The sequence below is a fragment of the Pseudomonas sp. SB113 genome, from assembly GCF_040754745.1.
Classification (GTDB): Bacteria; Pseudomonadota; Gammaproteobacteria; order Pseudomonadales; family Pseudomonadaceae; genus Aquipseudomonas; species Aquipseudomonas grimontii.
This window is the reverse complement of sequence record NZ_JBFMHW010000023.1, coordinates 1-16,011: the sequence shown is the minus strand read 5'-3', so window position 1 is coordinate 16,011 and position 16,011 is coordinate 1. Positions and strand designations below refer to the sequence as shown.

General features: G+C 59.6%; 17 protein-coding genes and 2 pseudogenes. 5 read left to right on the top strand and 14 right to left on the bottom strand.

All coding sequences use genetic code 11. The annotated features are described in order from the left end of the window. Positions 1-81: 81 nt before the first annotated feature. The 4 genes from AB1462_RS24665 to AB1462_RS24650 form a co-directional block, all read right to left on the bottom strand. On the bottom strand, positions 82-294 hold the full coding sequence (locus AB1462_RS24665; protein WP_186731574.1) for a hypothetical protein: 213 nt from the start codon (positions 292-294) through the stop codon (positions 82-84). A 9-nt stretch (positions 295-303) separates the two neighbouring features. Further along, positions 304-2,547, bottom strand: a complete 2,244-nt coding sequence (locus AB1462_RS24660; RefSeq protein WP_367248103.1) for an ATP-binding protein — start codon at positions 2,545-2,547, stop codon at positions 304-306. Then, entirely contained in the window at positions 2,544-3,158 is a 615-nt protein-coding gene (locus AB1462_RS24655; protein WP_259194518.1) for a biliverdin-producing heme oxygenase, read from the bottom strand. The genes AB1462_RS24660 and AB1462_RS24655 overlap by 4 nt, the downstream gene beginning before the upstream one ends. A 196-nt stretch (positions 3,159-3,354) precedes the next feature. Further along, positions 3,355-3,735 carry a response regulator gene (locus AB1462_RS24650; protein ID WP_090400703.1) on the bottom strand — a complete coding sequence of 127 codons (381 nt, stop codon included), beginning with the start codon at positions 3,733-3,735 and terminating at the stop codon, positions 3,355-3,357. Between the two features lie 196 nt (positions 3,736-3,931). Between AB1462_RS24650 and AB1462_RS24645 the strand changes: the two genes are divergently transcribed. Next, the gene (locus tag AB1462_RS24645; protein ID WP_259194516.1) at positions 3,932-4,474 is read left to right on the top strand and encodes a demethoxyubiquinone hydroxylase family protein; all 543 of its coding nucleotides are present in this window, start codon (positions 3,932-3,934) and stop codon (positions 4,472-4,474) included. A 43-nt stretch (positions 4,475-4,517) separates the two neighbouring features. Further along, a complete protein-coding gene (locus AB1462_RS24640; protein ID WP_090400702.1) occupies positions 4,518-4,892 on the top strand; it encodes a cytochrome c family protein in 375 nt (124 codons plus the stop codon). On the opposite strand, the gene AB1462_RS24635 is transcribed toward AB1462_RS24640, so the two are convergent. The 5 genes from AB1462_RS24635 to AB1462_RS24615 all read right to left on the bottom strand — a co-directional run bounded on the left by AB1462_RS24635 (position 4,893) and on the right by AB1462_RS24615 (position 9,695). Then, a complete protein-coding gene (locus AB1462_RS24635) occupies positions 4,893-6,914 on the bottom strand; it encodes an LTA synthase family protein (protein ID WP_367248101.1) in 2,022 nt (673 codons plus the stop codon). A 67-nt stretch (positions 6,915-6,981) separates the two neighbouring features. Continuing rightward, entirely contained in the window at positions 6,982-7,593 is a 612-nt protein-coding gene (locus tag AB1462_RS24630) for a hypothetical protein (protein WP_367248100.1), read from the bottom strand. Continuing rightward, positions 7,593-8,861 carry an exo-alpha-sialidase gene (locus AB1462_RS24625; protein ID WP_367248098.1) on the bottom strand — a complete coding sequence of 423 codons (1,269 nt, stop codon included), beginning with the start codon at positions 8,859-8,861 and terminating at the stop codon, positions 7,593-7,595. The genes AB1462_RS24630 and AB1462_RS24625 overlap by 1 nt, the downstream gene beginning before the upstream one ends. 22 nt (positions 8,862-8,883) lie before the next feature. Further along, the gene (locus AB1462_RS24620; protein ID WP_090400698.1) at positions 8,884-9,429 is read right to left on the bottom strand and encodes a cytochrome b/b6 domain-containing protein; all 546 of its coding nucleotides are present in this window, start codon (positions 9,427-9,429) and stop codon (positions 8,884-8,886) included. Then, on the bottom strand, positions 9,429-9,695 hold the full coding sequence (locus tag AB1462_RS24615; protein WP_090400697.1) for a PepSY domain-containing protein: 267 nt from the start codon (positions 9,693-9,695) through the stop codon (positions 9,429-9,431). The genes AB1462_RS24620 and AB1462_RS24615 overlap by 1 nt, the downstream gene beginning before the upstream one ends. Positions 9,696-9,842: 147 nt before the next feature. On the opposite strand from AB1462_RS24615, the gene AB1462_RS24610 reads away from it, so the two are divergent. From AB1462_RS24610 to AB1462_RS24600, 3 genes are all read left to right on the top strand, one after another. Continuing rightward, positions 9,843-10,505 (top strand): response regulator, encoded by a 663-nt coding sequence (locus AB1462_RS24610; protein ID WP_053132130.1) that lies wholly within the window; start codon positions 9,843-9,845, stop codon positions 10,503-10,505. Next, positions 10,502-11,854 carry an ATP-binding protein gene (locus AB1462_RS24605; RefSeq protein ID WP_367248097.1) on the top strand — a complete coding sequence of 451 codons (1,353 nt, stop codon included), beginning with the start codon at positions 10,502-10,504 and terminating at the stop codon, positions 11,852-11,854. The genes AB1462_RS24610 and AB1462_RS24605 overlap by 4 nt, the downstream gene beginning before the upstream one ends. A gap of 124 nt (positions 11,855-11,978) precedes the next feature. Continuing rightward, positions 11,979-12,545, top strand: coding sequence for a hypothetical protein (locus tag AB1462_RS24600; protein ID WP_090400695.1), 567 nt, complete (start codon positions 11,979-11,981; stop codon positions 12,543-12,545). Between the two features lie 12 nt (positions 12,546-12,557). Here the strand turns inward: AB1462_RS24600 and AB1462_RS24595 are convergent, their stop codons facing one another. The 5 genes and pseudogenes from AB1462_RS24595 to AB1462_RS24575 form a co-directional block, all read right to left on the bottom strand. Continuing rightward, entirely contained in the window at positions 12,558-13,028 is a 471-nt protein-coding gene (locus tag AB1462_RS24595) for a hypothetical protein (protein WP_090400694.1), read from the bottom strand. A 16-nt stretch (positions 13,029-13,044) separates the two neighbouring features. Beyond that, positions 13,045-13,329, bottom strand: a complete 285-nt coding sequence (locus AB1462_RS24590) for a colicin E3-like toxin immunity protein (protein WP_367248095.1) — start codon at positions 13,327-13,329, stop codon at positions 13,045-13,047. Between the two features lie 15 nt (positions 13,330-13,344). Further along, positions 13,345-14,508 (bottom strand): annotated as a pseudogene (locus tag AB1462_RS24585) (S-type pyocin domain-containing protein). Between the two features lie 322 nt (positions 14,509-14,830). Continuing rightward, a pseudogene (locus tag AB1462_RS24580) lies at positions 14,831-15,202 on the bottom strand (PH domain-containing protein). 24 nt (positions 15,203-15,226) lie between these two features. Then, entirely contained in the window at positions 15,227-15,556 is a 330-nt protein-coding gene (locus AB1462_RS24575; RefSeq protein ID WP_027607589.1) for a hypothetical protein, read from the bottom strand. Positions 15,557-16,011 lie beyond the last annotated feature (455 nt).

The following is a 16,011-nucleotide window of genomic DNA, read 5'->3' as shown; positions in this document are numbered from 1 at the left end:
GCGCAGTCAAACCTACAGAGAGGCAAGGGGTTGAACTATAAACGCCTCGCTGCAAATGATGACGGCGGTGTGTATTCCCTCTCAAAAATCATCACCGCTGCCTTTGGCACACTCATCAGCTTCAGGCGAGGTCATGCCGTGCCTGCCTTCGAGCACAAAAGCCGCTCGGTTTTGCGCGACTACGTTACGTAATGCGCTGTAGTAATCCGGCAGCTTTTGCAGGCTGTCGGTGAGTGGCCCGCCTGCGCCTGCGCGGTGAATTAATCGAAGATGCCGACCAGCAACGCCATCCACTACGGGCGCTCAGGTATATGAGTCCTCAATCACCTTCGGCACCGTAAACCGGAACTCGCTGCCACGGCCCACTTCACTCTCGGCCACGATCTTGCCGCCATGGGCCTGGACAATCCCCTGGGTGATATACAGCCCCAGGCCACTGCCGGTGGGGTTGTTTTCGGCCTGGGTCCAATAACGATCAAACACATGCGGCAGTTGGTCAGGCGCAATACCTTCGCCGGAGTCACGCACCGAAAACACGATATCTTCACCATTGCTCATCGCGCTGATGCCGATATTGCCCTGGCGCGGGGTGAACTTGATGGCGTTGCCGATCAGGTTCGACAGCACCTGGAACAGCCGCTCCGGGTCGCCGTTTATCTGCAGGCCAGGCTCGGCGTTGAACGACAGGTCGATGCCTTTTTCCATCGCCAGCGGCGAGAGCAGGGCATAGGCTTCTTCGAACATTTGGCTGACGTCCAATGCCACTGGTCTCACTACATAGCGCCCGGCCTCGATCTTGGAGGTGTCGAGCAGATCTTCCAGTAACACGTTCATGCGCCCGGCGGCCTGTTGCATGGTGTCGATGGCCGAGGAGATCCGCCGTGAGGTGTGCGGGCCGTCGGAGCTGAAGGCTTTTTGCATCATGCCGCACAACATCGAGATGACGGTCATCGGGTTGCGCAGGTCGTGGGATACCACCGCTACCAGTTCATCGCGGGCGCGCACGGCCTGTTGCTCGCGCAGCACCTGGCGGGCCAGGTCGTTTTCCAGGGCCGAGCGGCGCAGGTCGTTGGCGGCAAAGCGGTCGCCATGGCTCCACTTGGTGGAGATACCGGCCATTTCCACTTTCCAGATTTCAAACGAGATGCGTGGGCGCAGGCGCAGGCCGGCCTCGGAGCTTTCCAGGGCCAGCGGTTTGTTCGGGTCGCCGCTCCAATTGATGTTCTCTTTCACTTCCGGGCGGAACCACAGCACGCCGTTATCCACAGGCTTTGGCAGGCTCATCGCCAATACCCCACTGGCCACCTGTTGGAACTCGGCGGCCGGCGGGTAGACCGACACCAGGTTATGGCTGGAAAACACCGACTCGCCGCGGTCTTGCAGCCACTTGTGCAATGCGCGGATCTGCGCTGGTTCCGGGCAGTTGCCGTAGCGGTGCAATTGTTTGTCTTCGATGATCGCCACGCCGCCGGACAAGGTCAGGTCCATCAGTAACTGGCCTTGCTGGGCCAGGCCGTCGAACACGCTTGTTTCCGAGGCCTTCATCGCCTGATCAAGCTTGGCCAAGGCCTCGACTTTCTCTTCACGCTGGCGGCTCAGGTCCAGGGCTTCCATGGCGCTGATCTGCAATGACAGCACTTGGCCGATGGTCTGGCAGGCGATGCGCAATTCGTTGGGCACCAGCAGCGGTTCACGGTTGCCGCAGCTGATCAGGCCCCAGAGCTTGTCACCCTTCATCAGCGAGATGCTCATGGACGACAGCACGCCCATGTTTTGCATGTACTGGCAGTGAATCGGCGATACGCTGCGCAGGGTGGCGAAGCTCAAATCCAGCGGCTCGCCGGTGTCCGGGCGCAACTTGGGCAGCAGTGGCACCGGCTCGTAGGCAGCATTCGGAATAATGCGCAGCCAGTTGGTGCGATACAGCTCGCGGGCCTGCTCCGGGATGTCGGACGCAGGGAAGAACAGCCCGTTGAACAGCTCCATGGACGGTGCCGACGCTTCCGCGATCACCTGGCCGTGGCCTTCTTCTTCGAAACGATAGATCAACACCCGGTCGTAACCGGTCATGGCCTGGATTTCAGTCACGCTGATTTCGTACAGCGCCTGCAGAGTTTTCGCAGCCTGCAACCGTTGCAGCATCTTGCCCAAGTCACTGGCGCGACCCTTCAGCGCCCGCGGTCGGAAGTCTTTGAGCCGCGGCTCGAACTCCAGCACCAGCACGTCCTGATGGCGGTGCAACAGGCCGTCGAACTCGGCGCCGTTGAACGTGACGTGCAACGGCGGCGCATCAAAAAAGCTATTGTGTTCAGCCATGGCCTGTACAGCCTGGGCGTGTTCGGCACCCACCAGCGTGTGCAGGGGCTGGCCCAGCAGCGACTCGGGGTCGCGGTTGAACAAGGTGGCAACGTTGGCACTGACTTGAATGATGTTTAGATCGGGTTCCGACAGCGTCAGCAGCACGCCGTGGGGTTGGATCGCCCCCGGAAAGCGGATGGGCTCGTCGGCACAGTTGGCAAGCAGCTCTTCAAAATCGTCGGGTTTCATAGCAGTACCTCCTGGCTGTCGAGCCATTGCTCAAAGCAGCTGAATGTCGAACGGGCCGCGTTCACCGCGCGCTCTTTGGCTGGCGCGTCCAGCGGCAGGCGGCCCAGATAGTCGAGAAAATCCTTCCAGCGCCGACCGGTCTCGGCACCGTACACATTGAGGAATGCACCGCCGTTATCGGCGTCGAGGTCCAGGCGCTGGGCCATTTCCCGACGTAATACCTGGCCGCCCAAGGTGGCGCCTTCCAATACATACAAGGCGCCGAGGCAGGCAGCGGGGGTGTCGAGAGAGGGCAGTTGTACACAGTGTGGCAAGGCATTGATCGCCGGGGCATCCAGGCCAAGGGCGTGAAGATCATCCAACAGGGTCGGCGTTTTCACACGCTGTGCCTGGTCAAAACCTTCAGGGATGAAGTTACAGCCGTACAGCGCCGCTTCCATTGGCCCATAAAACCCGTAATACGCCTGGATCAAGCGCTGGTACCAGACGGCATCCAGGTGCTCGGAAAAAAACGGCAGGCGTTTTTCCAAGGTCACATGCAATAGGCCAGTGCCTGCGCGCAACGCTTCCAGCAATGAGGGTGTACCACCTTCATGGGCCTGTGAATGCATTCAATGAGCTCGAACTGTGGGCCTTTCGGCCATGAATGACGCGCTGAAAAAGGCGACGATTCTACACAACACATAAGCATCAGCTGAACGCACAAGGCGAAAAGGCTGACCAGCGGATCAGAAAAGTCGCTCCCTGCTTAAATAAGTGACCATAAGGCCTGCTGCGAAGTTCGGTATAAATGATGTCGCGACGCTATCAATGCATGGACGATCCTTGCTGGGTCAATGCCGTTTGCACGCACTCAAGCAAATGCTCCGTGCTCCAGGGTTTGGGCAGGAACCGCACGGAGCCTCCCAATTGCTGCGCAAATCTGGCGTTGCCGGAGGTAAGCAGCACCGGCACCGACGGCCAGCGGTGCGCGACTACCCGGCTCAAGTCATAGCCGTTGAGCAACCCCGGCATCTGCACATCGCTGACAATCAGATCCACCGGATCGTCGCCCCGCTCCAGGTAAATCATCCCTTCATCGGCTGAAGGAAAAGACGTCACCGTCGCGCCGAAATCCTCCAGCACATCCACCATTAACGATCGAATGATCTCGTCGTCTTCCAATACCAAAATCGATGGCTGAGCCATGATCCTTACTCCACCATCAGGGTTCAGTAGGGTGGAGTGGAGCGGAGTTGGATAGGTTCGATTGGATGTGTATGGAGCGATGGGTGGTCAATTCGAGGGTCTAGGTTGCGCATTTGCGCGGTGGTACGGCACGATACCGGCGCTCTGCAATCAGGACGGGCCCGAACCCCGTGGCCCTCGCACAAGGTCGTCAACCGTGAACACTTCCGCTGCCCCCTTGATCGACCCGAACCTGGGCAACCGCATGATCAAAGTCGACCACGCCGGTGAGCATGGCGCGATCTGTATCTACAGCGGCCAGCTGTTTATGGCGCGGTTGTTTGCCCCCAGCATGGTGGGTGAGCTCCGTGAATTCCTCTCCCACGAGCGCCGCCACCGCGCGGTGTTCCAGGCCGAGTTGCAACGGCGAGGCTACCGACGCTGCCGCAGCTACTGGCTGTGCGGCCTTGGCGGGTTGGTGCTGGGCCTGCTTACCGGGGGATGCGGGCGCAAGGCTATCGTTGCCACCACCGTGGCCGTGGAAAGTGTGGTGCTCAAGCACCTGGCTCATCAACTTCACGCTTTACGCGACATAGACCCGCTGGCCGTGGCGGCCATTGCCTCCATCGTCGAGGAAGAACAGCACCACCACGACCACTCGGCTGCGCAGATCGATGTGCAGGATCCCTGGTTTCGTGCGCTGACGCCGGTGGTCACGGCGTGGACCGAAGCGGTGATCTGGATGGGCATGCGCTCCTGACAAACAGGCATAATCGCCGGCAACACCCGATGTGGAGTCCCCCATGAAGTACCTCTTACTGACCCTCGCGCTGAGCCTCAGCAATGCTTCGGCCTACGCCGCCGGTGATGCCGAGGCGGGCGGCAAACTCTTCAGCAAAACCTGCGGCGGTTGCCACAGCGTCGGCGAAGGCGCGCGCGGTGGCTTTGGCCCAGAGCTCAACGGCATCATCGGCCGACCCGCCGGCACCACCGCCGACTATCAATATTCGGACGCGATGAAAAACTCCGGCGTGGTCTGGACCCGCGACAAGCTCGCGGCCTACATCGAAGCGCCAAAAAAGGTCGTGAGTGGTACGCGCATGATTTTCTGGGGCATCAGCGACCCGGAAAAAATCGACAACATCCTGGCGTACCTTGAGACGTTCCAGCCCAAGTGATTACTCACGCACATTCCTGAACAGCATCAACCGCGCACTCTCATGCAGCCCACGGGTCAGCACCTGCAAACGCTGAAACTCCTCGGGATGGTGTGCGCTCACATCGTCACGCGGGGTGAGCGACGCCAGGTCATGCAGGGTCGGTGAGCTACCGTCGTGCTGCATCTGCAGCAGGAAGTCCTGGGTCACGCCGCCGATGATCGGGAAGGTGCCTTCGCGCAATACCAGCGGCACCACACGTTCGCCTTCCGGCGCCGGTTGCTGGATGTCCCGGCCCATCGCGCCATTGCGAAACGGCACGCCCGCCATGCCGGCCACGGTGGGCAGCAGGTCGGCCAGGCCCACCGCCTCGTCGATCACCCGAGGCTCAAGGCCGGGGGCGTGGATGAGCAGCGGCACATTATTACTTTCCAGGCCCAACTGCTCGAAGGCTGGCGCCATGTGGGGGATCTGGCTGATACGGGTGTTGTGGTCGCCGAAGAACACAAAAATGCTGTTGTCGTAGTAGCCGCCGGCCTTGGCGATGTCCATCAACCGGCCGATGTTGTAGTCCAGCAGGCGCACGGCGTTGTACTGCTCGACACTGCGGGAGCCGGCGGCCTGGGCCTGTTCCAGTGTCACGTGGCTTACCTGGAAGCCATCGTTCTGCTTGGGGATGGTGAAGGGGCGATGGTTGCCGGAGGTTTGCAGATAGGCGAAGAACGGCTGGTCCTTGGGGACCGCGCTTAACAGCCCGTCAGCTTCCTTGAACAGGTCCAGGTCGGAAATACCCCACACATCCACCCGTGGCGATTGCCAGTTGCTCTCCTCGAACAATTGCACGTCGTCGATGCTCTGGCGGATCAGTGCATTGATATTCGCCCAGCCGGCGTTGCCGCCGATCATGTAGAACTTCTGGTAGCCCTCGAACGCATTGATCAACGTGTGTTGGCGCGTAATCAGCGGGTTGCGCGTGGCTGTTTCCTGGCAGGTGACGTCGGGTACGCCGGTGATGCTGGCCCACACGGTTTTTGCCGTGCCGGTGACGGGGACGTAGAAGTGTTTGAAAAACCAGCTTTGCGTCGCCAGTTTGTCCAGGTTCGGCGTGGGGTTGAGCGGGTTGCCATAGGCACCCACGGCGCTGGTGCCGAGGGATTCGAGCATCACGAAAATCACATTGGGCGGGCGCTCGCCGGCCAGTCGATAGGGCTGCACGCCTTGTTCGCGGGTGAAGTTCAGTGATTGGGCATCGGGCTGGGTCACGCCCAGGTACTGGGCGACGTGCGGGTAATACTTGCGGACCTGGGCTTCATCGAACTGCGATTGGCCGACCTTGAGCGTGTCATACAAAAACAGCACCGGGTTCAGGCCCACGGCGGCCAGTTGGCTGTTGCCGGAAAAGAAGGCATCGCTCCAGCGCAGGGGCACCGGGTTTTCCAGGTTTAGGTTGGCGACGCGGCCGAGCAAGGCCAGCAGCACCGCGACGACGCCCATCACACTCACCACTGTCAGTGCCGACTTGCTGATGGCGGTGGGCGCTCGATCCAGGGTCAACCGCTCCAGTCGGACCAACGCCCAGACCCAAAGCGCCACCGCCGAAAGCCAGCAGGCGGTTATCCACAGCACCGGGTAGGTTTCCCACACCATCTGCTGGGAAATCTGCGCGTCTTGCAGGTAACGCAGCACCGTCGCATTGATACGCACGCCGAGGTAGGCGTAGTGGCCGAAGTCGATGATGTACACCAACCCCACCACTGCTAGTGCGATGACCAGATAACCGCGCGCCAGCCAGCGCAGGGCCGGCAGGGTGGCGAGGTTCCAGCGCGGCAGCCATGCGAGCACGGCCAGCGGCAGCAGGATCAACACCGCCAGGCGCAGGTCGAAACGCAGGCCGATACCCAGGGTCTCCAGCAGCGCCGGGGTGTTCAAATCAAGGCCGGAAAAACCCAGCACAAATACCAGCCGCAACGCAGCCAGCAACACAAACACCAACCCGATCGCGCCCACGCCGTAGCGCAGGCGGCGTGATTGCAACGCACTCATCAATTTTCCCACTCTTTAAAACAACACAAATCCAATGTGGGACGGGGCTTGCTCCGAGGGGGGTGGTTCAGTGCCGGATGTACTGACTGACACGCCGCCATCGGGAGCAAGCCCCCTCCCACAGTTTTAGTTGCATTAATCCAGCGACCACGCAGTAGCCCGTCAACAGCGGGTCGACCAGATAATCCCAATAGTTTTCCGACGCCTTGAGCCGTAATGCAAAAGCCAACGTACCCATCGCCAGCATCCACACCGCCAGCGTATTACGCAGCCACAGCATCAACAGTGCGGCCGCCGCCATCAGGGCGATCATCGGTCGCGGGTTGAAGCCCCAACGGTACGGGTCGAAGTAGGTCAGGCCCAACGTGGCCGGGTACAGCACCAGGCTCAGCAGGCCAAACAGCAGCAACGTCTGCACTTGATGCCGACGAGCGAGCGGTTGCACTAAGCCCAGGCGGCTGAGCATGACCCACGCCAACAGCACCAATGTGCAGATGGCCAGGTCATCGGTAAAACTGCGCACATACGCCGCCAGCGGCAGCTTGTTGACCGGGATAAAACTGACCGCTACCAGCACCGGCAGCAGCCATGGCCGCCAGGGAGCGGTAAACCTGAGCGCGCTCAACAGCACAAACCCCAGCAGCACAAAACTCAAATGGGCCTGCCACACAGAAACCATCACAGACGCTCCGCCAGCCAGGCTTCGTTGAAGCTGACATGTTTGATGAAGGTGTTATTCCACGAGTACACCACGTGGTACATGCCGTCCGGACTGCGGCTGAAGTACGGGTACTCGTATTCGAAATCGCAGCCTTGGGGTTTGCATACGCGGTAATCGAGGTTGCTGAGAAAGCGCTGTTCCAGCGGCAGGCGTTTGGCGCCGCTGGAGGCGCGGAAGCCTTCGCCGATGATTGCTTTATAGGCCTCGGGGGAGAACGGTTGGCCGAGCGGGTCGGGTGACTCATCCAGTTGCACCACGGTGCGCCATTGGCTGAGCTGGGCGTCGGTGCCGTAGAGGCTGAGCTTGAAGCGGCCGTCCTGCAGGTCGTTGAGGGCCACGAGTAACCCGTCATCTACCGTGCCCACCGCCGCCAACGACGAATTGGGGTTGGCCGGTTCCAGCGGGTACGGCGCGCTCCAGGTTTGCCCGGCGTCTTCGGTGCGGCTGGCCAGGACGCGGTGGTGGGTGTCGCCGGCGTAGCGCAACATCGCCACGGCGCGCTTGCCGTCCAGCGGCACGATGGTCGGTTGCAGGGAGTTCTTGCCGCGGCTGATGCGGAATTTGTCGATCACCGCACCGTCGGGGCTCAAATACAGGTACTCGGCAAACTTGCCCATGAACTCGTGGTACACCGGCAGGCCGATGGAGCCGTCGGCGTGGAACACCGGCGCTGCGCGCACCAGCGTACTGATGTTGAAAAACGGAGAGGTCACCAACTGCCGGGGCGCGGACCAGTTGGCGCCGAGGTCATCCGACACCATCACATTGATCGCACTGGTGGCCCAGCCGCCGACCGACACCGACACATAAAACATCCACAGGCGTTTATCCGGCCCCAGGGCGATCACCGGGTTGCCGAGTTTACGGATATAGCGCTGGGTGCCGTCGCGAGTGCTTTCCCGCGTGGCCAGCACTTGCTCGGTGCCCCATTCGCCGCTGCGCGCATCGAAGCGTGCGGTGCGCACCTGCACATCGGCGGCGCCTTCACGCGAACCGGCAAACCACACGGCCATCAAGTCGCCGCCGGGCAGGGCGGTGACGGAGGAAGAGTGCACAAAGTCCGTGAGTTGCGAAGACACAAAACGGCTGGTGTATTGCGGGGCCGTCGCCACCTTCGAGGTGTTCGGCGCCACTTGGGCAAAGGGTGCCAGCACATGGGGCGGGTGGCTTAGCCACGCGGCCAGGAAGACGCCGAGCAGGCTGCAGATCAGAAAAGCGGAGCGCATAGAGGACCTGTCGAGAAAAGGATTACTGCCCACGTTCATCCGGCAGACGCTTCCTGCGACCGGTGAGCATGGATAACGGCAGGTTGTCCCGCACCTGGATACTTTCAAACACCGCGGCCAGCACATGGATGCACACCAGGCCCAGCAGCACATTGGCGGCGGTCTCGTGGATTTGCAGGGGCCAATCGGCGCCCCACAGGGCATCCACTTCCTGCATCAAAAAGCCGCTGATGCCGATGGTCAGCAACGCCAGCAACATCAACAGCATCACCAGCGCGCCGATGGGCGAATGGCCCAGTCGATGGTGCGGGCGGCGGTTGAGCAGCGAACGCAGGTGGGTTTTCACGCGTTTCGGGGTCGGCCAGAAGTCCGCCCAGCGTGCACTGCGCGGCCCGATGAATCCCCACACCGTTCGTACCAGCAGCCAGGCCATGGCGTAGTAGCCCAGCCAGACATGCCAGTCGTCGCCCGCTTCGTTAAAGAAGTAATTGGCGACAAAGACCCCGGCGATGGACAGATGAAACAGCCTCACCAACGGGTCCCACAGGCGCAGGGATTCGCCTGGCATCAGCCTTTGATCTCAGTCTTCACGGCCTTGCCGGTGACTGGATCGTGGTAGATCTCGACCTTGCGCTTGTCCTTGTCGAAACCGTAGATCTCGTAGCAGTTGCCGTCGGTGACCTTGAACTTGCTGATCTCGTAGCCTTCGGCCTTGAGCTTGTCCTGGAAGGCTTTTTCGTCTTGCCATTGCGAGCGCTCGGCGGTGGTGCATTGCGGGCCGGCGACCGCCAGGGGACTGGCGACAATCAGGGACAGCAGGAGAATTTTGCGCATGGAAAAGCTCTCAGCAGATGTGGGAGATTTCACAGTGCAAAATCAACCTTAGCGCAACCTTAGTTGGCAACGCGCGGTAACATCTTTGCCGAAATAGCCTCGGTCAGAACCCGGCATGATGCCGCCGATTCCTACAGAGATTTTGCTATGCGCCTACTCCTTGTCGAAGATGATCGTGCCCTTGGCCAAGGGATTCGCGTGGCATTGGGCGTTGAAGGCTACACCCTGGATTGGCTGCAGGATGGCGTTGCGGCCCTGCATGCCCTGCGCACGGAAAGCTTTGATCTGTTGCTGCTCGACCTCGGCCTGCCGCGCCTTGATGGCCTGGACCTGTTGCAGCAACTGCGCGCCGAGCAGCACGACCTGCCGGTACTGATCCTCACCGCCCGCGATGGCACCGCCGAGCGCATCGCCGGTCTGGACGCCGGCGCCGACGACTACCTGGTCAAACCCTTCGATGTGGAAGAACTCAAGGCCCGCGTGCGCGCCCTGTTGCGCCGCAGCCAGGGCCGCGCGCAACCGATGTTGGAACATGCCGGCGTCAGCCTCGACCCGGCCACCCAGCAAGTGCGGTATCTGGATGAAGACATCATCGTCACCCCCATGGAATACCAACTGCTGCACCAACTGATGGTGCGCCCCGGCAAAGTGGTGACCCGCGAGCGCCTGTCCCGCGCGTTGTATGGCTGGCAGGACCGGGTCGAGAGCAACACCCTGGAAGTGTTGATCCACAACCTGCGTAAAAAGTTATCCACCGAGCTGATCCGCACGGTGCGCGGTGTTGGCTATGTACTGGCGCTTAAACCATGACCTCCGTGCGTGCACGTATCCTCATCCCTGTCCTGGTGCTGATCCTGTTGGGCGACGCGCTGATCAGCTGGCTGGTGCTGCGCGACAGCCACCATGAAATCGAAGAAGTCTACGACGCTCAACTCGCCCAAAGCGCACGCCTGTTGCAAGGCGTATTGCGCCAGCGCGACCCTGGCGAAGCCGACTGGGACCGCCTGTACCAGGCCTTCGATCAGGCCATGAGCCGTGTCGGCGAAGACGGTGTTGCCCACCCTTATGAAACTCGGTTGACCTTCCAGGTGTGGCGCAGCGACGGTCAATTACTCGTACGCTCCGCCGAGGCGCCAGTGTTGGCCGCACCGCCGGCTACCCTCGGCTCCCACGACATCATGGACAACGGCAACGACTGGTGCGCCTTCCTCCTCGCCGACCCGCAACAGGGGTTGCTGATCTGGGTGGGCGAGCGCGACGATATTCGCCAGGACGTGATCCAACGAATCATGCGCCACACTCTCTGGCCCACATTGATCGGCGTGCCGCTGCTCACTGTGTTGATCTGGCTGGTGATCGGCTGGGGCCTCAAACCCTTGCGCGCCATGGCCTTGTCGATTCGCGGGCGTAACTTCGACACCTTGCAACCGCTGCACCTCAAGCCGCTGCCCACCGACCTGGAGCCCATGCAAACCGCGCTCAACCGCCTGTTGGTGCAAGTTGACGACCTGTTGGAGCGCGAGCGCCGTTTCATCGCTGACGCCGCCCACGAACTGCGCACGCCTTTGGCAATCCTGCGCATCCATGCGCAAAACGCCCAAAGTGCCGGCACCGAAACCCAGCGGCGCGAAGCGTTGGACTTCCTGGTCAGCGGCGTCGACCGCGCGACCCGCATCGGCAGCCAACTGCTGACCATGGCGCGCATAGAGCCGCAATTGAATAACCCTGTGCGCAGTCGCGTGCAGTTGACGGAGTTAGTGCGCGAAGAATTGGCGGAACTGACCCCGCTGGCCATGGAAAAAGGCGTGGAACTGGTACTGGAAGGGAACGAAGAGTGCTGGGTCGAAACCGAACCCGTGGCACTGGCCATCGCCCTGCAAAACCTGGTGACCAACGCCCTCAACTTCTCCCCGCCGGGCAGCGAAGTAAAAGTGGTGATTGGCGCCCATTGCCTCAGCGTGGAGGACCAGGGGCCGGGTATTGATGAGGCGGAAATGGGGCGTTTGTTCGAGCGGTTCTACAGCCGTGGCAATGCCAATGGCGCAGGGCTGGGGCTGGCGATTGTGGAGATGATCGTGGGCAAGATCGGCAGCCGGTTGGCGTTGCATAACCGCGAGCGGGGCGGGTTGTGCGCGCGGTTGGTGTTTAACGAGGCCTGAAGTGATCACTGCTCAACTGTGGAAGCTGTCGAGCCCCTGCATCGCGGTCGCTCCACTACGGAACATTCTGTTTAATCACAGGTCAAGTCATCATCATCTGTCACCCTGATAAGGACATCTTCCCGTGAAGCGAATCGCACTGCTCTCCCTCGCCCTGGCCCTGTGCGCCTGCCAATCCAACCAACGCGACTCATCGCCCAGCCTGCTCAAGGATGGTATTCAACTGCGCCAGAAAACCGTAGCTGTCGATGCTGAGCACGCCAAAGTCATCATGAAAGCCTACGGCGGCACCGCTCCCGTCGAGTTCTCGATACGCCGCGAAGGCGACCCCGATGAACGCATGGAAACCCTGGGCACGGTGATGGATACAGGTGAAGGCCGCGTCTTCAACTGGATTGCAAAGCTCAACCAGACGGTGGCCAGCGCTGGGTTCAAGCGCTTCCCGCAGTTGGAGATCCAGGCAGATCCTGGCAAGAAGTTGACCGTTGCCAGTTCGTCCACCGACTCACGCCCTGGCATCTACGCCATTTGCGGGCCTCTGTTAAGTAGCTTCCAGCCTGAAAAGGGCAAGGTGTATCTGGTGGAGTTCCAGTTCAAACCCTCGGCGTGTGCGCAGCAGGTGTTTGATATTACGGATCCGGGGAAACGGGTGTTGGTGGAAGGGGCCGATAGTGTGAGTAAGTCGGGTTGATAGCCCCGGTGTTTATGGGGTACACGGTAGAGCCTGCGTGTACACCACACCGTTGAAGGTGTGGGTGCAGCAGTCACAAAAGGGCTCCATCTGCTCAGGTGTCAGCTGTGGATTGACCTTTTGCAGCAGGCCTGCCTCGTCAACCCATAAGCCGCTGTAGTAGCTGTTCTCATCCGTTCTCACGTACTCGTCCTTGTCGCTTTCATGTAGTGCAACCATCCAGAATACGGGCTCCGGGCGATCCAAGCGGGATTTGGCTTCGCTGAAAACCTGATCCCATGGGTGGCCGACTTTGGATAGGAGAAACCGAAATAGCGGGGTGTAATCAAAACCGTGTCGTTGATGGCTGTGCATGGAACCACGGTTTGAGAGTGTGTTCTTTTCGGTCTTGGTGTTTCGTTCGTACCTGTAAGCGCAGCAACTCCCGTGCCGTACGCCATGGGTTCGGGTGTTGACTGAGCGGTAGAGGAGGGGCTTTTTCATGGTTGGGTTCATTGCATCAAGACTTCACCTTGGGCTGCTTATGAGAGGGTGGCCAAGCACCTTGGTAATGAAAAGATATCTGGTAGTCGAAAAGCTTAGGTGTTATCTCGTGCCGGAAATGTGGCTGGAGAATTCTTATCCAGCTGGAAAGAACATCGAATCCACCTGTATAAATTTGGGGCTCATCGTGTAAGTCGAGTGCTTCAAGAATGCTGCCGTCCTCAACGTTCGCTGAGTATTCGTCTGCTTCCAGGACTTCCGTCTGCCTGTTGAACCATTCCAGCCGTACTTTCATAGCCATATCGAACTCTCTATTTTATTTTTGTATACGCCGCTCATCTTTTGCAGGACCCCGTCGTTCCCCGGTATAGGGGTCAAATGAGCCTAGGTGTTCCACATCGCTGTACCTGTAGACTTCAAGTTCGCCTTTTTCTGAGTCCCACTCAAAAAGCCTTCGTCCTTTGGCGTCTTTCCAGCGCTCACGTAGTCCGCCACCGTTACGTTTTCTATTTTTCTTCTTGAGTTCGATCAAACCCGGGAAGCCAGTGATGTCTTCGGTTTTTGGTGCAGGAAAGTAATCATGGTCCGGATTCCTAAGCCCCTTCCTAGGCTCGTTCACCACCCCATACAGCGGCCGAACCCCCGACTCCACCGGGAACACCAGGATAAAATCCCGATACGCCGGCGGATAAATCGGGTTCACCAGAATCTGCGCTGCTTTCTCCGTCGGCGGATAAATCCAGATCACCGGCGCTTGCGGCGCAGCCTCCAAGGCCGGAATACCCAGCGTGTCACTTGGATCAACGGCGGGCGTCCAGATCAGCTCCACACCTTCACCCAAATCCGCCACAAACTGATCGCCACGGCTTTAGAACTGCACCACATCAATCATTTGCCAATCAGGATTATTGCCGGTGTAAAACCCATACCCCTTGAGTGTGCCGTCCTCGCGCTGTTCGACATGCAAGCGCATCTGCGAACGCGCCTTTCGCATTGAACGCAACTGTTCTTCGCTGTAGAACGCGCTATCACCCAGCTCCGACGGCCAAGCCAGCGCCACCAAGCCGGTCAGCAGGCCACCGGCGACTGAGCCGACGGCAGTAGCTGCCGCCTCCAACGCCGACGAACGCAACGCCAACTGCCCCAAACCAGCGGGAAGTGCGCTACCGCTGATCCTGCCCAAGGCAACTGCGCCCCAACCATCCACCTCTCGCCCACCCAGCAGGCTGAAATGGCCGTATTCCTTGATCAGCTCCAGCGGTACGTAACCGCTGGGTTGCGCGTAGTCAGTGAGGCCATCGGGCAATTGGCAAGGTTTGATGAACGTGCAGCCGGGAGGTTTGTCGGGCGTGGGAGGTGGGGCCGGGGGTGGGTTGAACAAATCGATGGGCGGTGAGTAAGGCGCGCGCGATGGCTGCGGCGTCAGGATTCGCCGTTTGAGTTGCTCTTCTTCGGTGATGGGGTACGCACGTTCAGTCATGACTGGCTCACGTCCTTGTGTGGGGGAGTGAGCCTACGAGATGGAGCAAAGGGGGTGGAATTGGCTTTGTTCGATGGCGGATGTGGGAAACTTCAGCTATTGAGTATGGTTTTTCTCCACTTGTTTGACGAGGTTGTGTGTAGTCAGCGGCGGTTTACTTTAACCAGTTTCTGGAGGTGCAACCGCACCTCTTCAATCGTGACAAACACAAGAAAGTCCGCTCGCAGCCGGCATTGCCGTGGCAGATTAATCGGGCTCGGTTCAACAGCGTGGATGACGACCAGTCAGCGTCATCTGTGATCCCCTGAAGCATGCCCGCTGATCAAGTCAGCAAGTGCTTGGAGATCAAGCGGGAGATTTCGACAATCGAGGTCTTGCCGGTGAATTCAAATTTCACTTTTCCCAGCGACGAAAAGTAAATCTCCAGTTCCGAATCCAGGTCAAACGTCCCGGACGTTTCCACCGAGTACGCGACGATGTTTTTGTACGGCAGCGAGGTGAAGTCCTTCTTGCTGCCTGTTATGCCTTGTACATTCACTGCGATGATGCGTTTGGTGGTGAAGACCACGCCATCGCGCATGGCTTTGTAGGCGTCGATGACTTCTTCGCCGTCCAGCAGCAGGGCCGCGACGCGTTCGGCCTATTCGTTGTTTTGCTTGAGTTTGAAGAAGCCTTTGTTGTTGAAGTCGATCATGTGAAGGTCCTTGTGGTGAGTCCGTTACTGAATGGCTTTAAGGTAGTCCTTCAGTGTCGCGAGCAGTGGCTTGAGTTCCTCCAGCGTTGAGGCTTGCTGTACGTCGGTAGACAACCGCTGCAGCTCACGTCCCAATACCGTATCGGCCCCACCCAAAGCGACCAGCGCCTGCGCCATACACTCGTCTATCTTCAGCAGAACTCCCGGCAGATCCCCCTGTCGCACCAGCAACCCGAACACCTCCCGCTCATACCTATCCATCACCAGGTCGTCCCTCAACACCGGGCTGCCGCCGTCCTCCTCATGCACGAGCTTGAGTGCAAAGAGCGCAACAGCTTCCAGCGTCAATTCCATGGTGTCGGTTCCTCTGGGGTTAGGGGGGGGGGGGGCGATGATCCCTGTTCTGGGCGTGAAAACAAAGACCCGATGCGTACCGGGCTCTCCTGCGGTATCAAAGAGTCGCCTGACTTCACGGGGACACCGGAGTGATCCTTGGCAGTCGCATCCCCTATTGGCCAAGTACACCTTCTATCTATATAGACGCAACGACGCGCTTCTTTTAAAGGCGGGCGTCGTTGCGTCGCGGTGTGGGTTCTTTGTTAAGGAAAAGATTTTGCAGAAGAGGGGTTGACCAGGTAATTCAATGCTGTATTATTCGCCTCCCGCTAACGAGAGATCGGAGGCGCAAGTGGTTGAAGTTGTTGAAGAAATCTTCGAAAGCTTCTGAAAATAATCACTTGACAGCAAATGAGGCTGCTGTAGAATGCGCGCCTCGGTTGAGACGAAAGCTCTTAACCAACCGCTCTTTA

What these genes read in the sequence shown, in the direction of transcription:
- AB1462_RS24660 (WP_367248103.1), bottom strand. Translation starts at nt 2,547, where the DNA reads ATGAAACCCGACGATTTTGAAGAGCTGCTTGCCAACTGTGCCGACGAG.
- AB1462_RS24655 (WP_259194518.1), bottom strand. Translation starts at nt 3,158, where the DNA reads ATGCATTCACAGGCCCATGAAGGTGGTACACCCTCATTGCTGGAAGCG.
- AB1462_RS24650 (WP_090400703.1), bottom strand. Translation starts at nt 3,735, where the DNA reads ATGGCTCAGCCATCGATTTTGGTATTGGAAGACGACGAGATCATTCGA.
- AB1462_RS24640 (WP_090400702.1), top strand. Translation starts at nt 4,518, where the DNA reads ATGAAGTACCTCTTACTGACCCTCGCGCTGAGCCTCAGCAATGCTTCG.
- AB1462_RS24635 (WP_367248101.1), bottom strand. Translation starts at nt 6,914, where the DNA reads ATGAGTGCGTTGCAATCACGCCGCCTGCGCTACGGCGTGGGCGCGATC.
- AB1462_RS24630 (WP_367248100.1), bottom strand. Translation starts at nt 7,593, where the DNA reads ATGGTTTCTGTGTGGCAGGCCCATTTGAGTTTTGTGCTGCTGGGGTTT.
- AB1462_RS24625 (WP_367248098.1), bottom strand. Translation starts at nt 8,861, where the DNA reads ATGCGCTCCGCTTTTCTGATCTGCAGCCTGCTCGGCGTCTTCCTGGCC.
- AB1462_RS24620 (WP_090400698.1), bottom strand. Translation starts at nt 9,429, where the DNA reads ATGCCAGGCGAATCCCTGCGCCTGTGGGACCCGTTGGTGAGGCTGTTT.
- AB1462_RS24615 (WP_090400697.1), bottom strand. Translation starts at nt 9,695, where the DNA reads ATGCGCAAAATTCTCCTGCTGTCCCTGATTGTCGCCAGTCCCCTGGCG.
- AB1462_RS24610 (WP_053132130.1), top strand. Translation starts at nt 9,843, where the DNA reads ATGCGCCTACTCCTTGTCGAAGATGATCGTGCCCTTGGCCAAGGGATT.
- AB1462_RS24605 (WP_367248097.1), top strand. Translation starts at nt 10,502, where the DNA reads ATGACCTCCGTGCGTGCACGTATCCTCATCCCTGTCCTGGTGCTGATC.
- AB1462_RS24595 (WP_090400694.1), bottom strand. Translation starts at nt 13,028, where the DNA reads ATGAAAAAGCCCCTCCTCTACCGCTCAGTCAACACCCGAACCCATGGC.
- AB1462_RS24590 (WP_367248095.1), bottom strand. Translation starts at nt 13,329, where the DNA reads ATGGCTATGAAAGTACGGCTGGAATGGTTCAACAGGCAGACGGAAGTC.
- AB1462_RS24575 (WP_027607589.1), bottom strand. Translation starts at nt 15,556, where the DNA reads ATGGAATTGACGCTGGAAGCTGTTGCGCTCTTTGCACTCAAGCTCGTG.